The organism is Methylomonas lenta, assembly GCF_001644015.1.
Taxonomy (GTDB): Bacteria; Pseudomonadota; Gammaproteobacteria; order Methylococcales; family Methylomonadaceae; genus Methylomonas; species Methylomonas lenta.
This window is the reverse complement of the sequence record NZ_LUUI01000117.1, coordinates 40,542-58,123: the sequence shown is the minus strand read 5'-3', so window position 1 is coordinate 58,123 and position 17,582 is coordinate 40,542. Positions and strand designations below refer to the sequence as shown.

The 17,582-nt window shown below is 47.0% G+C and carries 19 protein-coding genes; 5 read left to right on the top strand and 14 right to left on the bottom strand.

Annotated elements, in window-relative coordinates:
• Nucleotides 1-147: 147 nt before the first annotated feature.
• The 7 genes from A1359_RS14005 to A1359_RS13975 all read right to left on the bottom strand — a co-directional run bounded on the left by A1359_RS14005 (nucleotide 148) and on the right by A1359_RS13975 (nucleotide 4,936).
• The gene (locus A1359_RS14005) at nucleotides 148-423 is read right to left on the bottom strand and encodes a type II toxin-antitoxin system RelE/ParE family toxin (protein ID WP_066984139.1); all 276 of its coding nucleotides are present in this window, start codon (nucleotides 421-423) and stop codon (nucleotides 148-150) included.
• Nucleotides 424-428: 5 nt separating this feature from the next.
• Nucleotides 429-671: a CopG family ribbon-helix-helix protein gene (locus A1359_RS14000; RefSeq protein WP_066984137.1), complete on the bottom strand. Its 243-nt coding sequence runs from the start codon at nucleotides 669-671 to the stop codon at nucleotides 429-431.
• 249 nt (nucleotides 672-920) lie between these two features.
• Complete coding sequence (locus tag A1359_RS13995; protein ID WP_066984134.1) at nucleotides 921-1,316, bottom strand: hypothetical protein; 396 nt, start codon at nucleotides 1,314-1,316, stop codon at nucleotides 921-923.
• Nucleotides 1,317-1,362: 46 nt separating this feature from the next.
• Nucleotides 1,363-1,764 carry a TraX family protein gene (locus A1359_RS13990; RefSeq protein WP_083960642.1) on the bottom strand — a complete coding sequence of 134 codons (402 nt, stop codon included), beginning with the start codon at nucleotides 1,762-1,764 and terminating at the stop codon, nucleotides 1,363-1,365.
• A 100-nt stretch (nucleotides 1,765-1,864) separates the two neighbouring features.
• A complete protein-coding gene (locus tag A1359_RS13985) occupies nucleotides 1,865-3,397 on the bottom strand; it encodes a tetratricopeptide repeat-containing sulfotransferase family protein (RefSeq protein ID WP_232322250.1) in 1,533 nt (510 codons plus the stop codon).
• 218 nt (nucleotides 3,398-3,615) lie between these two features.
• On the bottom strand, nucleotides 3,616-4,389 hold the full coding sequence (locus tag A1359_RS13980; RefSeq protein WP_066984125.1) for a ParA family protein: 774 nt from the start codon (nucleotides 4,387-4,389) through the stop codon (nucleotides 3,616-3,618).
• Nucleotides 4,390-4,447: 58 nt separating this feature from the next.
• Nucleotides 4,448-4,936, bottom strand: a complete 489-nt coding sequence (locus A1359_RS13975) for a zinc ribbon-containing protein (RefSeq protein ID WP_066984122.1) — start codon at nucleotides 4,934-4,936, stop codon at nucleotides 4,448-4,450.
• Nucleotides 4,937-5,026: 90 nt separating this feature from the next.
• On the opposite strand from A1359_RS13975, the gene leuS reads away from it, so the two are divergent.
• From leuS to grxD, 4 genes are all read left to right on the top strand, one after another.
• Nucleotides 5,027-7,663: a leucine--tRNA ligase gene (gene leuS, locus A1359_RS13970; protein ID WP_066984119.1), complete on the top strand. Its 2,637-nt coding sequence runs from the start codon at nucleotides 5,027-5,029 to the stop codon at nucleotides 7,661-7,663.
• Between the two features lie 25 nt (nucleotides 7,664-7,688).
• Entirely contained in the window at nucleotides 7,689-8,189 is a 501-nt protein-coding gene (locus A1359_RS13965; protein ID WP_066984116.1) for an LPS-assembly lipoprotein LptE, read from the top strand.
• A gap of 2 nt (nucleotides 8,190-8,191) precedes the next feature.
• Entirely contained in the window at nucleotides 8,192-9,205 is a 1,014-nt protein-coding gene (gene holA, locus A1359_RS13960; protein WP_066984113.1) for a DNA polymerase III subunit delta, read from the top strand.
• A gap of 87 nt (nucleotides 9,206-9,292) precedes the next feature.
• Complete coding sequence (grxD, locus tag A1359_RS13955) at nucleotides 9,293-9,601, top strand: Grx4 family monothiol glutaredoxin (RefSeq protein ID WP_066984110.1); 309 nt, start codon at nucleotides 9,293-9,295, stop codon at nucleotides 9,599-9,601.
• A gap of 108 nt (nucleotides 9,602-9,709) precedes the next feature.
• On the opposite strand, the gene rnt is transcribed toward grxD, so the two are convergent.
• Entirely contained in the window at nucleotides 9,710-10,336 is a 627-nt protein-coding gene (rnt, locus tag A1359_RS13950) for a ribonuclease T (protein WP_066984108.1), read from the bottom strand.
• Nucleotides 10,337-10,430: 94 nt separating this feature from the next.
• Here rnt and A1359_RS13945 point away from each other — a divergent pair, with 94 nt between their 5' ends.
• Nucleotides 10,431-11,216: an MlaA family lipoprotein gene (locus A1359_RS13945; RefSeq protein WP_066984105.1), complete on the top strand. Its 786-nt coding sequence runs from the start codon at nucleotides 10,431-10,433 to the stop codon at nucleotides 11,214-11,216.
• Between the two features lie 115 nt (nucleotides 11,217-11,331).
• On the opposite strand, the gene mtaB is transcribed toward A1359_RS13945, so the two are convergent.
• From mtaB to A1359_RS13915, 6 genes are all read right to left on the bottom strand, one after another.
• On the bottom strand, nucleotides 11,332-12,621 hold the full coding sequence (gene mtaB, locus A1359_RS13940; protein WP_066984209.1) for a tRNA (N(6)-L-threonylcarbamoyladenosine(37)-C(2))-methylthiotransferase MtaB: 1,290 nt from the start codon (nucleotides 12,619-12,621) through the stop codon (nucleotides 11,332-11,334).
• A gap of 61 nt (nucleotides 12,622-12,682) precedes the next feature.
• Complete coding sequence (locus A1359_RS13935; RefSeq protein WP_066984206.1) at nucleotides 12,683-13,912, bottom strand: nucleoside recognition domain-containing protein; 1,230 nt, start codon at nucleotides 13,910-13,912, stop codon at nucleotides 12,683-12,685.
• A gap of 17 nt (nucleotides 13,913-13,929) precedes the next feature.
• Entirely contained in the window at nucleotides 13,930-15,291 is a 1,362-nt protein-coding gene (gene purB / locus A1359_RS13930) for an adenylosuccinate lyase (RefSeq protein ID WP_066984102.1), read from the bottom strand.
• A 60-nt stretch (nucleotides 15,292-15,351) separates the two neighbouring features.
• Entirely contained in the window at nucleotides 15,352-15,993 is a 642-nt protein-coding gene (locus tag A1359_RS13925) for a GIY-YIG nuclease family protein (RefSeq protein ID WP_066984098.1), read from the bottom strand.
• A 32-nt stretch (nucleotides 15,994-16,025) separates the two neighbouring features.
• Complete coding sequence (gene mnmA / locus A1359_RS13920; RefSeq protein ID WP_066984095.1) at nucleotides 16,026-17,120, bottom strand: tRNA 2-thiouridine(34) synthase MnmA; 1,095 nt, start codon at nucleotides 17,118-17,120, stop codon at nucleotides 16,026-16,028.
• Nucleotides 17,117-17,572: an NUDIX hydrolase gene (locus tag A1359_RS13915; RefSeq protein WP_066984092.1), complete on the bottom strand. Its 456-nt coding sequence runs from the start codon at nucleotides 17,570-17,572 to the stop codon at nucleotides 17,117-17,119. Before A1359_RS13915 ends, mnmA begins: the two co-directional genes overlap by 4 nt.
• Nucleotides 17,573-17,582 lie beyond the last annotated feature (10 nt).

Below are 17,582 nucleotides of genomic sequence, written 5' to 3'. Positions count from 1 at the left end.
CGTAAGCAAGCGTTCCGTTATGCAGAATTGTTAAATAAACGCTTCATGGCTATTGCGGAAGGGCGGCTATTCTCAAAGGTTATTTTTCCAAAATATCCCCATGTCCGGAGCGATTAGGGAGCGTGGCAAGCCGCTGTGAAATATTGCTCATCGATCTTCCCGACAATGCCAGAGACGCAAAATAGTGATTGTTGTATCGGCAAGCTCGTATCGGAGCTCATAGTCGCCAACAATCAGTCGGCGCACATCGCGCGGTGCGAACGCCGTAATGCGCTCGCCAAGCTGCGGATAAGTCAAGAGTTGTTCAGCTGCGGCTACCAGTTGCTGCACGATTTGGGCGGCGGTGCGAGGGGCAAGCGGATTAAGAAAAGCATGAAGTCTGACCAAATCACGGTTGGCGCTCGTCGTCCATTGAAGCACCATGGTGTTTATACCGGTTGATCGAGGCTTTTTGCCCAGGCTGCAACGGATGCGTGATCAATCACCCGACCTACATCAACATCTGCCAGACCATCCAGTGTTAATTGATGGCGTTTAGCTTCTAGCTCAACCCAAGACGTTAAAGCCTGTCGGATGATCCAGCCTTTAGGGCGATCAAGCCGCGCCGCTAATTGATCCACTTGCTCAGCAAGTTCGTTGGGAATATGGGCGGTGACGACACGGTTGCTCATGGCAATTCCTTTCTAATTTAATCATGACCAATCGAATATAATCTTTTTGATTAAACATGTCGAGTCCGGTGCATTTTAGCCGGTTTTCTGGTGAGTGATAAACCCCATTATCACTGCCTGGTGTGTAATTCCCTTGTGCTACTCGACCCGTTACAACTAAAGTTTTTGGGGTATTGGGGCCCAAATGAAACCGTTAATACCGCGCCGAAACAGCGGCCATTAACTCATTCCCCCGCAACTTCCGGGTATTTATCGCCATGTGCGAAACTCCTTTCCCATTTCCCCGAAGTATTGTTTATGTCGTCCACCGAATTCAAGCATTAATTTTCGATTTAACAATGGATCTGTGCAGCATTGGGCGCACGTAGTGACAATATCCCGATAGATTACTGCCGGAATCTTACTTTCTCCCTGATAATTCATTAGAAGCTTTTTGCCTAATTGATCGGTTGTTTTGCTTCCCCTTTGGAACATGAAAATATTGGGAAGTTTGCCATAGGCCGCAAAAACAACATACTCAAATCCTTTGCCCAACAGATCGATACCCGGAAATAAGGACAATATCAATTGCGACTGCATTAGCTCTATTGACTGTTGTTGGTGAGTCACGCTTTCTGGCTGTATGGTTTTTTGATCTTTATTCATGGCGTTAATAGGCGTGTTTTACACATAATCTGTTCTCCTTGGTAGATTAAATGGTGGCGGTTCCTGCCTTGGTAATCGCCCATAGCACGGATAAATGGAGTGGATAGAAAATATAAAACGCCCATTGGTATCGTGGCATTGGTACGGTCACGAAACAGCCAAGCAAGGCTATGGGAATAACGGTTAATGCCCAGTCATTCCCATTAATGATTCGCATAGCGGCAAGAGCCGCTATGGCAATAAAGATAGCGCTTAGGCTGGGTGTTTTGCAGTATGACCAGGCTGCGATCCCGATAGCGAGGCCCGGCCACCAGAACTCGACTGATGAGCCTGCGACAATGAACACCATACCGGCAATGATGTATCCGTCGATTGTCCGGCGATCCAACATATAAACGGTGAGTGTCATAAACAATAAGGCAAACATAACGTGCGGCAAATGACTCATATGGAGAGCGAGTGGTTATTGCGTATGCTTGAGGTGGGTTTGCAAATCCCGGATTCCGCTATGCTTCATCCGGGCTACCTAGGCTGAATAAATCTTATAGCTAACTATTTTGATAGCCGTAAGCGTCTAAATAGGGTTTAAGCGTCTCTGCTATTGCCTCGTACTCCTGTGCATAATGTTGCCAACGGCCTACCGATGATGAATACAAAGGCTGCGCAACTTGACTAAAGCTTGGGCTGGCGATGACTTTACCGGCGACGTTTTTGTGAAAATCGGCTACCTTGGGATCCCAGGTTAATCCCAGGAAATCGAATACTTTGCGAAACGCCGGTTCAAATTCGAAAACCGCATCTTCGTAGCGAAACTCGATAAACTGCATGTTGAGTTTGGGTTTAACGACCGCCCACCAGTCCATGATTTGAGCATAAAACCTGGCGGTGTTTTGCCAGGTTAATAAATGCACGGTAGAGGGTGTCGGTATCATGGTTTGCATGAAACAGCTCAAACACACATCCCGTGGGTCTCGCAACAAAAACACCAGTTTGGCATCCGGAAACAAGCAGTTGATCAGGCCGATATCGATGCTGTTCATGGTGGTTTTGTCCAAAAACAGTTTGCCGGCAATTTTATCGCCGAATAAAGCCTTGGTCCGTTGCCAATAGAAGGTCCGCAAGTGCAGTACGCCATCCAAATCCAGTTGCCTAAGCATATCGGGTACGCTACCCCGCTGATTGAACATGCGCTTTAATTCTTGCACGACCGACATGATCAGATCGGTCTCGTCGGCTACAAATACTGTAGGATGAGCAGCTAAAACCTCTTGTGTTAGCGTGGTGCCGGTGCGCATGAACCCTAGCAAAAACACCGGTGCTGGTTGGTCGGCCGGAAATGTCGTATTGGCCCAGCGGCCCAGTAATTCGCTGTCGAACTCAGCTTTGTAAGTTTCCAACATGCCGGGTACCATTGCTACATCTTGCCGCTGGACTTCAGGTAATCGCGGCGATACTTCGCCAGCAGCATGCAAATGGCTGAATACTTGTTCGTATAGCCCCAATTTATCCAGCACCCGCGCGAGTTCTTTGTGGGCGCGAAATTTCTCTTCCGGGGTCAGTAAGGGGTTTTGCAAGGCTTTTTCCAGCTTTTGCCGGGCGCTTTCCGATTGGCCGTTGGTGATTTCCAGGGTGGCGACCAGAATGTTCAGCATGGCACTGTCCGGTGCCAGCTTTAAAGCCTGTTTACCTGCGGCCAATGCCGGTTTTTTTTGATTCAAACGCAAATGCGATAAAGCCAGCAGCTGAAAGCCACGGGCATACTGCGGGTTGATTTGTGTGGCCTGTTTACATAATTCTGCGGAACCCGGATAGTCGTTCCAATGCTGCAATTGATCTGCCAAATCCACTACCAGTTTGACGTCACGACTTTTACGGGCTTTTTTGGCCAACACTTGTCCGGATTGGCGCAGATAAACCAGGCCTTCATCAAGATTGCCTTGCCAGCAAAAGGCTTGTCCCAGGCAAGCCAGTATTTGCGGGTCTTTAGGGCTTTCTTTTAGTGCCTGGCTAAAATAGATAATCGCTTCGGGGAGGTTTTTGTTCTGAATTGCCGCCTGTCCTAGGCGCATGGAATCACTCATGTGGTTTTACTCAGTAGTCCAAAGAATTTCTGTCAATTATACGTAAGGTTGTCAGGGTCTGGCTGTAACCACTTAATCGGAAGTGATTTTTAGGCCGTTCAGGCAGAGTATTGTGCTGACGTGATTAAATCTGCTGAGCAAACATGCTAATAAATGTCGATAAAGCCAATTAAGGTTTGGAATAAAAAGACTGAAAGCTATCAGTCTTTTAACTGAAACTATTGATGTATTTCCAAATGCAAGGCGCGATATTCCTCAGTTAATTTGTGCGTAGGCGCGTAATGCACTAAAGGTTTTGCGTCAGTGTGAGATTCCCTGACTTTTACCGATGTGGATATTTTTGTTTCTAAAACCGGCAAACCTTCTGCAATTAATTCATCAACCAGCTGACGAGGTAGGTTGGCCTGTTTTTGATATTGATTGACTACGACGCCTTCAACTTCCAGGTTAGGATTGTGATCGGCTTTTACTTCTGCAATCGAGCGCATCAGTGTATATAAGGCTTCACGGGCAAAGGTATCGCAGTCGAATGGAATCAGGCATTTTTCTGCCGCGATTAAAGCTGACAGGCTGTAAAAATTTAGAATGGGTGGCGTATCAATATAGATATATTCGAAACCTTCGAGCTTTTCCAATGCCTCTTTTAATTTGTAGATTTTGTGACGCGATTCCAGCCGACTTTGTAGGCCTTCTAAATCAGGATGCGAGGGTAATACAAATAAGTTAGGAAACGGCGTTGCATGAATGGCTGATTCCAGCCCCTCTCTGCCACCACCAAATAAGCCTACACCCAGGCTGTCTTTAAAGAAGTGGGCAATGGTTTTTTCGGAGTCTGAAATTTTTCCACCCAAGAGATATTGAGTGGAATTGCCTTGTACATCCAGGTCGATTACCAGGGTTTTTTTGCCTTCTATGGCGCTGATGGCTGCCAGATTGCAAGTAATGGTGGATTTACCGACACCGCCTTTTTGATTAAAAATCACCCTGCGCATAATCGCCTCGATAGTTTAAAAAATAAAAGCCTTCATTATAAGGTTAATGCTTGCAATATCAACAGCGTGTAAAGTTGTCACCATTGCAGGCTGGGCATTTGGGGATAATACTGGTTGATTTAAAGGCGATTTGTTTGCCACAGGCATCGCAAGTAAAAGTACCGGGGCTGGTTGCTTCGCCACTTTGATACGGGTGATATTGCTTGGCTTCCATTTCCAGCGCTGCGAGTTTGACTTTGGTTTTGTCGGCGATGTCCATGAAGGCATCCAAGGCAAAATTTTCAATCAAGTCGATGTCGAACTTTAACCATTCTGATAGGGAATCGTTATCTTGTTGTTGGGAAGCTGAGGTGGCGACATGCTCAACATCGCGCATCACGTAATCGGAGATTTTGTTAATTTCTTCTTGGGTATGTCCGCCGAGTGCGCTGGTTTTTTCTTTGGCGATTTCCAAAGCATCTGCAACTGAGTGCAATGTGTCGTCTAATGCTTCGTAAAGATGGCCCATCAGATCGTCGTAAGCTTTGATTAGTTTGTTTTCGCCCATGGTTACTCCTGGTGGTTTAATGATTTCACGCTTTAGATTTAAGCGTCTGTGAGGTATTCTAGCGCCTTTTTACACCAAAAGACGAATAGGATGGAAGAGCATTACCAACCATTGCCAATTGAGCAAAAGGTACAAGCTGACTGGGAAAAATCCGGCGTGTTCATCGCCAGCGAAAATACCGGTAAGGAAAAATACTATTGTTTGTCGATGTTTCCGTATCCCAGTGGCAAATTGCACATGGGTCATGTACGCAATTACACCATCGGCGACGTAATCAGCCGTTTTCAGCGTATGCAGGGCAAACATGTGTTACAGCCCATGGGTTGGGATGCATTTGGCTTGCCGGCGGAAAATGCGGCTATGCAAAATAAAGTACATCCGGCTGACTGGACCTATTCCAACATAGACTACATGCGTGATCAGTTAAAACGCTTGGGCTTTGGATATGATTGGAGTCGCGAACTGGCGACTTGCGATCCGGAATACTATCGTTGGGAACAGTGGTTCTTTTTGCGTCTGTTGGAAAAAGATCTGGTTTACAAAAAAACCGCACCGGTAAACTGGTGTCCTCATGATCAAACCGTTTTGGCTAATGAGCAGGTTATTGATGGTTGTTGCTGGCGCTGTGATACACAAGTCGAGAAAAAAGAGATTTCGCAATGGTTCTTAAAAATCACCGAGTATGCCGATGAGTTGTTAACGTCATTGGAAAACTTGCCAGGCTGGCCTGAACAGGTCAGAACCATGCAAGCCAACTGGATAGGTCGTTCCGAAGGCGTGGAAATGGATTTTGCCGTCGACAGCATGGATGCAGAAGCTAGCGCGCTATCCGGAACTAGCGCCGAGGACGGTTTTGATTCGGTGATCCGTATTTACACGACTCGTCCGGATACCCTGATGGGGGTAACTTATCTTGCCGTGGCCGCCGAACATCCTATCGCTAAAAAGGCGGCAGAATCCAATACTGATGTAGCTGATTTTATCGAATCTTGCAAACAGATGGAAACATCGGAAGCCGCTATGGAAACCATGGAAAAACGCGGTATAGACTCCGGTTACATGGCAGTACATCCCTTGACGGGGGAACAAGTGCCGGTGTGGATAGCTAATTTCGTGTTGATGAGTTATGGCACCGGTGCTGTGATGTCGGTACCCGGTCACGACCAGCGTGATTATGAGTTTGCCAAAAAGTACGCTATAGCTATCAAACAAGTCGTTGCAGCTGCCGATGGTGAAAATGACGATATCAGCGAGCATGCCTTTACAGATAAAGGCGTTTTGAAAAACTCAGGTGAGTTTGATGGCTTGAGCTCTGCACAAGCCTTTGATGCCATAGCGGCAAAACTGGTTGCGCAAAATAAAGGCGAGCGCAAGACCAACTTCCGCCTGCGCGATTGGGGAGTCTCCCGTCAACGTTATTGGGGCGCGCCGGTACCTGTAATTTACTGCGATGATTGCGGTACCGTACCTGTACCGGATAATCAATTACCAGTGACATTGCCGCGTGATGTGGTGCTGGATGGCTCGCAAGCGCCGTTGGCTGCGCATCCGACTTTTGCACACACCACCTGTCCACAATGTGGCAAAGCGGCGCGACGGGAAACCGATACCTTCGATACTTTTATGGAGTCGTCCTGGTATTTTGCCCGCTATACCTGTCAGGATGCCGACAGCATGATGCTGGATCAAAGGGCCAATTATTGGCTGCCGGTTGATTACTATATTGGCGGTATCGAACATGCGATTTTACATTTGCTGTATGCACGTTTTTACACCAAATTACTGCGGGATGAAGGACTTATCGTTTGTGATGAGCCGTTTAAAAATCTGCTGACGCAAGGCATGGTGGTTGCCGAGACTTTCTACCAATTCGACGAGCACGGACATAAACGCTATTACAACTTGACCCAGATTGAAGTTGAACGCGATGCCAAGGGCAAAATTATAGGTGCTAAATTGCTGGAAGATGGCTCGACGGTTACAGTTGGCGCTATCGAGAAAATGTCCAAATCCAAAAACAATGGCGTCGATCCGCAAATATTGATTGATCAATACGGTGCCGATACCGTGCGCTTGTACACCATGTTCACTTCGCCACCCGACCAATCGCTGGAATGGAACGATGCCGGTGTGGAAGGTGCATTTCGGTTTTTGAAGCGTTTGTGGCGGCAAGTCTATCTGCATGTCGAGTCCGGTCTGCCGGTTAAGCATTTTAATGTCGCTACATTGACAGATGCTGAAAAAAATCTGCGACGTCAATTGCATCAGGCTTTACAAAAAGTCACAGACGATATGGGGCGTCGGCATACTTTCAATACCGCAATAGCGGCCAATATGGAATTGCTCAACGCCTTAAATAAATTTGAGGATGATGGTGAAAACGCTGGCGCTGTGCGTCAGGAGGCACTGGAAGCCATTGTGTTGATGTTGGCGCCTATTATTCCGCACGTATCTCAACAGTTATGGCAAGAGCTGGGGCACCTGGATGATATCGTCTTGGTTGCCTGGCCAAAAATCGATGAATCTGCTTTAAAGCAAGACGCTATTGAAATGGTGGTTCAGGTTAACGGTAAATTACGCGGCAAATTTTTGGTGGCTACCACCGCCTCTAAAGTTGAAATTGAAGCGATGGTGCTGGCTGATGAACACGTCCAGCGTCATATAGAAGGTAAGCCGGTGAAGAAGATCATTGTGGTGCCGCAAAAACTGGTCAATATCGTTGTTTAGTCAGTCACATCAGGTTAATGGGTCTATGAAAATAGCTACTAAACTCATCTTGACGTTGGTCTTGGTTTTTTTGTCTGCTTGTGGCTACCATCTGCGCGGTTCGATTGCTTTACCCGAGGAACTGAGGAGCATGTATTTTTTCGGTGTTTCCGGTTCGTTGAATGCCGAGTTAAAGTCGCTTTTGAAAGCTGCCGATGCCAAAGTGGCGACTTCGCCTAATGAGGCAGGGGTTGTGCTTAAAGTATTAAAAGAAGATTTAAGACGACGAGTCGTTTCGGTGGGCTCTTCAGGTAAATCCAGTGAAATAGAACTCACCTATTACTTGAGGTTTCAGTTTTACGACAACCAGGAAAATCCCTTACTAGACGAACAGACTATCGAATTAAATAGAGAGTTTTTCAATGACCAAACCGCTATTTTGGCTAAAGAAAACGAAGAACAGACAATTTTAAAGGAAATGTATCGGCAAGTTGCCCGAATGGTAATGTCACGTGCAAAAATTGCGGCTGAAAGCATTAAAAAGTAAGCATGCGACTAAAGCCTGAGCAATTAAAGGCTGGGTTGCAAAAATCCTTGCTTCCAGTTTATTTTATTAGCGGTGATGAGCCGTTGCAATTGGGTGAGGCCGCTGATTTGGTGCGGGTGGCCGCCAGGCAAGCGGGTTACTCCGTGCGCGAAGTTATCAGCGTTGATCAAGGAAATGAGTGGCCGCAATTGACGGTGGAAGCCGATTCTTTATCTATATTTGCTGAAAAAAAACTGATCGACCTGCGTTTACCTTCGGCCAAACCGGGTAGCGATGGTAGCAAAACATTAATCGCCTATTGTCAAAATCTGCCGACGGATACTGTGTTGCTGATCACTGCTGGGAAGCTCGATTCTGCTTCACAAAAGACACAATGGTTTCAAGCCATTGAAAAAGTCGGTGTGACTGTGCAGGTTTGGCCTTTGCAGGGCCAGGAGTTATTACATTGGTTGCAGCGTAGGGCCGAAAATAAGTCTATGCGTCTGGATAGCGATGCGGCTAAGATCTTGGCTGCACGCATCGAAGGGAATTTACTGGCTGCCGCTCAGGAAATCGAGAAATTGTTTGTTTTGCATGGGCCATCTGCCATAAGTAGGGGCATGATTGAAAATGCGGTAGCAGACAGTGCTCGCTTTGATGTTTTCAAGCTAACCGATGCGTTATTAGTGGGTAAGTTAAATCGAGTGGTTAAAATTTTAAATGGCCTGAAAGCAGAAGGTATTGCCGCGCCAGTTGTGCTTTGGGCGCTCAGTCGTGAAGCTAGAGCTTTAATTAATGTAAAGTTAGAGCTTAAGCAGGGAGCGCATCAGGAAGCAGTATTCAAAAAGTATCAAATTTGGGACAAGCGTAAGCATGCCATGCATGATGCGCTGCAGCGCTTGAGTATCGCTCAAATGCAGTCTTTATTACTGATCAGTGCTAAAGCAGATCAGCAAATAAAAGGCCAATTGGCCGGCGACGGTTGGGATAGTTTGTTTGAAATATGTATCCGATTTTGCAAACCGGAACTGGTTTGAGGATAGGATAGTAAAAATTGTTGTATTTAAAAATGCGTTATTCTTGATAAAATTGCTTGGTTTTTTAATTAGGATTGAGTAGTCGTTATGAATGTGATCGAAAGAATTCAAGAGCAGTTGGGCAGCCAGCCCGTAGTTTTATATATGAAAGGTACGCCGGATTTTCCGCAATGTGGTTTTTCCGGGCAAGTCGTACAGATTTTACAGGCCTGTAAAGCGCAATATAGAGCGGTAAATATTTTTGAAGACCCGGAGTTGCGTGAAGCGTTAAAAGAATATTCTCATTGGCCGACCTATCCACAGTTGTATGTCAACGGTGAATTGGTAGGCGGCTGTGATATCGTGATCGATTTGTTCAATAAAGGTGAGCTGCAAAACATGCTTACTGCCAACTAAACAAGTTTCTTGAGTCGGCGGCTCGTTGTTGCGAGCCGTTGATCTTGTAAAATAGCTATCTGCCATGTCTGGCAAAAACGCTAAGAATGGTAGCCTTTGGCATCAAGTTTATGCCGCCTCAAAGGCTAGTAATTTTTTCCAGCGATTATAAATAATGCAAAATAATTCGGCAGTTTGTTCGGCATCATATAAGGCTGAATGGGCACGTTGATTATCCCACTCCATTCCTGCTGCTTCGGCAATTTTTGCTAACACGGTTTGACCAAACACCAAGCCGCCTAATGTTGCAGTATCAAAAGTGCTAAAGGGGTGAAAAGGACTTCTTTTTTGTTGGGTGCGCTCGATAGCGGCATTGAGGAAGTTGATGTCAAATGCAGGGTTGTGTCCGACTAAAATAGCCCGCTTACATTCGTTACGTTTTACGGCTGCCCTGATCGGGGCAAACAATTGCGTCAGCGCAGCTTTTTCATCAATAGACATCCGGAATGGGTGATAGGGGTCTATTCCGGTAAATTTTAAAGCGGCTTGGTCCAGTTCGGAGTTTTTAAAGGGGATAATATTACAGTGATGTTTCTCCGTAATCCCCAGCCAGCCATCCTGATCTTGTTCAACGATGATGGCGGCGATTTCCAGTAACGGGTTTTTTTTTGCGTTAAAGCCTGCAGTTTCAATGTCAACGATAACGGGTAAATAACCTCTAAAGCGATTGCTGAGCGGATTTTGGCTGATTTCCATGGGTCTATTATGGCTTGATAAGTCGTTTTTATGCTATGTTACGTGAGTTTTTAGACAGTTATAAACAATATTATAGGGTGACCAGGAGAAACTTATGCAGGACAAGAAAACCAGCGCGTTAATAAGCATCAGTTTGATAGCTATGTTAAGTGGCTGTGCAACCGTTGAAACCCCTAACCCTACGGATCCTTGGGAGGGCTGGAACCGAGAAGCGCAGTCATTCAACGATGGCTTGGATGATTATGTCATGAAACCGGTTGCCAAAGGCTATAAATGGATTACGCCGGATTTTGTTGATGTAGGTATTACCAACTTCTTTAGTAATATCGATGATATCAATGTGCTTGCCAATAACGCATTGCAGGGTAAGTTTTTAGATTCCAGCAAGGATATAGCGCGATTATTGGTTAATACCACTGCAGGTGTGGGAGGATTCATTGATGTTGGTAGTATGATTGATCTACCCAAACATAATGAAGATTTTGATCAAACTTTAGGTGTCTGGGGTGTGCCGACCGGACCATATTTGGTGTTGCCTTTCTTTGGCCCTAGTTCGCCGCGGGGTGTGTTTGGTTTAGTTGGCGACGCTGCCATGAACCCCTTCACCTATGCTGGTTTTTACCTAAACCCCGACTGGATCGGTGCCGCAGTATCTGTAGGTGCAGGCGCATTAAGAGTCGTCGATATGCGTTCGGATTTGTTAGGTATGGAAAAAGTAGCCAGCGAAGCAGCTCTTGATCGTTATGACTTCTTTAAAAATGCCTATCTGTCACGTCGGAATTATCTGGTTAACGATGGTAATGTTCCGGAAGACGATGTACTGAAATTTGATGAATTTAAAGATGACGGTTTTGGTCCGTTACATCCTAGGCCCTATTAAGCCATAAGCTCTCAAACTTAAGGCCGCAATTCGAGTTAAGTTTTGCGGCCTTTTTTATGGGGCTTAAGTGATATGTAAGGAAATTATAAGGATCATACAGGCGGCTGAAATAAGCTCAAATCAGTTCTACTGCGACGAATTTGGTTTCAGCAACATCCGATAGTTTTGCCGGCAGGATCTGGTTTTCAAGTTTGATGGCTGAGTCTACATCACAGGCCACCCTTAAGTAATTCGGTGTATAACCAAAATAACGGATTTTGCCGTTATCCAGTATTTCAGTCTGGCCTTCCCAAAGCACGTTAGCAGATGAGCTGAGATTTTCGGCGACGAATTCCTGTTTTAAGGTTTCGGCGAGTTCATGTAGTTGTTTGCTACGCTGTTTTTTAAGCGCCTGGCTGATTTGATCCGGCAGGCCTGCAGCCTTGGTACCCTCGCGCGGCGAATAACTGAAAATATGAATATGCCCAAAGCCCAGTTTTTGGATGTAATCGTAGCTTTCCTGCCATTCCTGCTCGGTTTCACCAGGGAAGCCGACGATGATGTCGGTGGTGATGTTAAAGTTTGGAATCAAGGCGCGGGCTTGTTGCACCATCTCGGCAAATTCTTCGGTTTTACAGCGTCTGGCCATGCGCCGTAACACGCTGTCACTGCCGCTTTGTAAAGGCAAATGCAGATGTGGCATCAGGCGCGGGTTTTTAAATAATTCAAAAAAGCCCGGCGGTAATTCCCAAGGTTCCAGAGAGCCTAGGCGCAGGCGGGGGATTTGGGTTTTTTCCAGTATCGTTTCAATCAACTCGACTAAATGGCTATTGATGTCGCTGCCATAACCGCCCAGGTGTACGCCGGTGATGATAGCCTCGTTAATGCCTTGGCTGTGCAGGCTATTGATTTCAGCGATTACATCATCGATAGCGCGGCTATGCTCCTCGCCGCGCGCCACGGTAACGATACAGAAGGTGCAGCGATAACGGCAGCCGTCTTGCACTTTAACGAAGGCACGTTGCCGGCCACGGCTAAACAAGGATACTTCGCCGGGTTCGGTCGACATGGCCGGCATGCTGTCCAGATTGAGTTCGGTTAAGGCTTTTTCGACTAACTGATTTTTGTCTTGGTTGCCGACGATCAAATCCACCCCCATCAACTGGGCGGCTTCAGTTTCATTTAAGGTGGCGTAACATCCGCTGACCACCAATTTGGCTTGCGGATTGTCGCGATGGATACGACGGATCAGTTGTTTGGATTTTTTGACCGCATCCTGGGTGACCGCGCAGGAATTAATCACCACCATTTGGGCGTCATCCAGCTGGCGGGTAATGCTGTGACCTTGGGCTTGAAAAGCTTGCGCCCAGGTTTCCAGTTCGGCTTCGTTCAGGCGGCAGCCCAGGGTTTTTAAATGTATTTGCATGTATATGTTTAAAAAATGTAGGGTGCATAAGCGTAGCGCCATGTACCTTTAATCAAAATAATTAACCAAAAAACCAATAAGTGATAAAAATGGCGGCCATTATGCCTGCAAAATCCGCAATTAAACCGCAGGTCGCCGCATGCCGTATATGCGTAATATTGACTGCACCGAAATATACCGCCAATACATAAAAGGTGGTTTCTGTGCTGCCTTGTACCACCGAAGCCAAACGACCGGCAAATGAGTCGGCGCCATGGCTTTGCATGGTATCGATCATCATGGCTCGTGCACCGCTGCCGCTAAACGGTTTCATCAATGCCGTCGGCAGGCCATCGACAAAGCGATTGTCCAGCTGAAAAAAATCCACAACCAAACGAGTGGCCTGCAAGATGAGTTCCAAGGCGCCACTGGCACGAAACACCCCAAAAGCCACCAGCATGGCAACCAAATAAGGAATGATGCCGACAGCGGTATGAAAGCCCTGTTTGGCGCCATCTATGAATAACTCATAAGCATTCAGGCCTTGATAAGCGGCGGCGGCAATAAAGGCAGCCACCAAGCTAAACAAAACCAGATTGCTGAGCAGGGCCGATTGCTGCAACATGATGACCTGATCCAGGCTGGAAAAATAGCTTAACAGGCCAATAATCAGCGCTGTAAGCCCGCCCAGATAAGCCAGTACAACCTTGTCCAGCAAATTGATTTTTTGCACAAATGCCACCGCCAGCAGGCCGGACAGGGTGGATACATAGGTGGCAATCAAAATTGGAATGAAGACATCGGTTGGGTTGGTGGCTCCCAGTTGCGCTCGGTAAGCGAATATGGTGACCGGAAACAAGGTCACCGATGAGGTATTCAAAACCAGAAACAGAATTTGCGCATTGCTGGCACGATCCGGATGCGGATTGATGCTCTGCATTTCCTGCATGGCTTTTATCCCCATCGGTGTAGCGGCATTATCCAGTCCCAGCATGTTGGCAGCAATGTTCATGGTTATCGCTCCGAGTGCCGGGTGGTTTTGCGGGATGTCTGGCATCAAGCGATTAAATAACGGATTTAACGCACGGGTGAGCAGTGCGATAAATCCGCTGTGCTCACCAATTTTCATGATACCCATCCAGAGTGCCAACACCCCGCTTAACCCCAGCGAAATCTCAAACGCGGTTTTAGACAAGCTGAACATGGCATTCATCAGTTCGGAAAATACCTGTGTATCGCCCAGCACCAGTAGTTTAAAACTAGCAGTAACGAAGGCGCTCAGGAACAGGAAAATCCAGATGAAGTTCAGCAACAACCGGGTCCGAATTTTTAACTGATTTTCTTGGCTAATTGCGCCGCATAACCGGTATAGCTGTGCGGTGTCAGCGCCATTAATTCGGCTTTGGCCGCCGCCGGAATTTCCAATTTTTCCACGAAAGCCCGCATGCCTTCGCCAGTCACGCGCTGACCGCGGGTCAGTTCTTTCAGTTTTTCATACGGCTTTTCGATGCCGTAGCGGCGCATCACTGTTTGAATCGGCTCGGCCAAGACTTCCCAGTTATTATCCAGATCCTGATTCAGCAGGGCAGGGTTGAGTTCCAGTTTTGAAATACCTTTTAATGTCGATTGAATGGCAATGCTGGTATGAGCAATGCCGACACCGATGTTGCGCAATACGGTGGAGTCGGTCAAATCACGTTGCCAGCGCGAGACTGGCAGTTTGTCGGCCAAAAAGCCGAAAATCGCATTCGCCAATCCCAGGTTACCTTCGGAGTTTTCAAAATCAATCGGATTGACTTTATGCGGCATGGTCGAAGAACCCACTTCGCCGGCAATAGTTCTTTGTTTGAAATAACCCAGCGAGATATAGCCCCAGACGTCGCGGTCGAAATCCAGCAGAATGGTGTTGAAGCGCGATAGGGCGTGGAAAAATTCGGCTATGTAATCGTGCGGCTCGATCTGTATGGTATAGGGGTTGAAGCTCAATCCGAGTGATTCGACGAAGTTTTGCGCAAACTGCGCCCAATCCACATCTGGATAAGCCACGCTATGGGCATTGTAATTGCCGACCGCGCCGTTGATCTTACCCTGTAACTCGACGGCCGCCAGTTGCTGGCGTTGACGTTGCATGCGGGCCACCACGTTGGCGAATTCCTTGCCGACTGTGGTCGGAGTGGCGGATTGGCCGTGGGTGCGCGACAGCATGGGTTGCTCCGCACAATCCAAAGCTAGTTGCTTGATGGCCGCGATAGTGGCGTCGATTTCTGCCAGTATCAGGCCACGGCCTTCCTTCAGCATCAAGGCATAAGACAGGTTATTGATGTCCTCGGAGGTGCAGGCGAAGTGGATGAATTCATTCACAGCCTGCAGTTCGGCGTTATCTTGTATTTTTTGTTTAAGCAGATACTCGACTGCCTTGACATCGTGGTTAGTGGTTTTCTCGATGTTTTTCACCGCTTGAGCGTCGGCTTCCGAGAAATGGCTGACAATGTCGTTCAGTACAGCATTGGCTACACTCGACAGTGTAGGCACTTCAGCGATTTTCGCTTCCGCAGACAAGGCTTGCAGCCAGCGCACTTCCACTTCGACCCGATAACGGATCAAACCGTATTCGCTGAAAATAGGGCGTAAGGCGTCAACTTTGCCGGCATAGCGGCCGTCGATAGGGGAGATGGCGGTGAGTGTTGTCATAATGCTTTTTCTGCCTATAAATTTTGTAAATAGCTTAATAATTCTTGAGAGATAGACTGCTCAATCATCTCCATCAGTTGAGTGAAATTCTTCATAGATTTCTTTAATGGTGCGTCCATTAAAAGTCCAGTGAGGAGATGGTTGAAGCGGATAATTATCCGGTAGACCAAGTATTTTTCTTGTGGCCGAAGTTAATGAACAGACAGTATCTTCATAGGTGACTTTCTTTTCTCCACTGACTTCTGTCTGATGTTTGCCATCTCTTGAGATTAGGATTGAACCATTTGGAATGCCAAGTTGATGGAAATTCATTCTGGGGCGCGGTGATTCCTTCAATGTTTGAGCAGACTGCTTGTCGGCAGGGGGTATATCCGATTCGATTGTATGCTCGACTTGCTCGGTAATGTCATCAACTTTCAAAAGTTTGAGTACTGCAACAACTCTTTCTGGCTCAATTTTAAAGAACTCCCGATTTGGATTGATTCTATGTGTGCCAAATGCAATGTGAAGTGCATCTTCGACTTCGGTTGCATCTTTGACTTGGCATGCGAAAACACAGTCAAATGGAACTGGAACTCCAGTGCCGTACAACTGTTTCATGCGACTTTCAACTTCTAATTGTGTGGTTTTGCCAATTTTAACCAAACCTGGCATCGCAGGATTAGTCAGGACATAGACAATTTGATTTTCATTGTCTGCCATAATCAATTTCTGTAAATCATCTCGAAAAGCCGCTATTGGTTATATTTGGATTCGATAATCCCGCCACCCAAACAAACTTCGCCCAGGTAAAACACTACCGACTGGCCTGGCGTAATCGCTCGTTGCGCTTGATCGAAACGGACTTTTACCCGCAGACCGCCATCCAGTGGTTCGACGATGCAGTCTTGGTCCGGCTGGCGGTAGCGGGTTTTGGCTGCACGGCGCAAGGTTTCGGTCAAAGGTTGGCTGCCGCACCAGTCCAGTTGTCCGGCTTCCAGGGTATTATGCAGCATCAGCGGATGGTCGTGGCCTTGGCCGACAATTAGTATGTTGTTATCCAGGTCTTTCTCCAATACGAACCAGGGTTCGTCCGGTGCATCTTTAACCCCGCCTATGCCTAAACCTTGGCGTTGGCCTAGCGTGTAATACATCAAGCCGTGATGCTGGCCGATGTAAACACCTTCTGGTGTACGCATTTCACCGGGTTGGTGGGGCAAATAGCGTTGCAGAAATTCCTTGAACTTGCGTTCGCCTATGAAACAAATGCCGGTGCTGTCTTTTTTGCGACTGTTTGCAAAACCGGCTCTGTCGGCCATGGCGCGGATTTCCGGTTTATGTAAATGGCCGATTGGAAACAGGGTTTTTGATAAGGCTTTTTGGCCCATGGCATATAAAAAATAGCTTTGTTCCTTGTTGGGGTCCAAACCTTTTAGTAACTGAAATTCGCCGTCTTGTTCGCGGACGCGAGCATAATGGCCGGTAGCGATGTATTCTGCCCCCAGGTCTTCGATGGCATAATTCAAAAAGGCCTTGAATTTGACGTGTTTGTTACAAAGAATGTCGGGATTCGGCGTACGGCCGGCTTTAAACTCCGACAAAAAGACTTCGAATACCTCGTCCCAGTATTCGGCGGCGAAGTTGACGGTCTTTAATTCTATGCCCAATGTGTCGCAAACCTGCTGTGCATCGGCCAGATCGTCCATAGCCGTGCAGTATTCGGTGCCGTCGTCTTCTTCCCAGTTTTTCATGAATAAACCGGTGACTTTGTGGCCTTGTTCCTGCAGGGTGAGTGCTGTTACTGAAGAATCGACGCCGCCGGACATGCCGACGATGATGTGTTTGCTCATGCTAAATCAAGAAAAGACTGTAATATTGAAAGCGGGTGGCGTTGGCCTTTAAGGTATTCATCCACTGTTAGCAAAACCAATGGGCTGCGTAATTGGTGTTGTTTTTGCAAAATATCATCACGGCTTAACCAATGTGCCGCTATGATGTCATCATCGAGTTTTTGATTTGGGTCGTAGCTATGCACCTTTCCTGTAAAACAAAAACGCATAAAACTGGGAAAATCAGGCGTTCTGCGCCAAAGCTGTATCGCAACCACAGCTTCCGGTTCAAATTGCCAAGCGGTTTCTTCCGCTACTTCGCGTTTGACGGCTGTGATCAAATCTTCGCCAGCTTCAAGATGTCCGGCCGGTTGATTGAACGCAATGCCGTTATCTGTTGTCTCTTCAACCAGTAAAAAATGTGCATTATTTTCAATGACTGCTGCAACGGTGACATGAGGCTTCCAAACCATGATGGGCAAA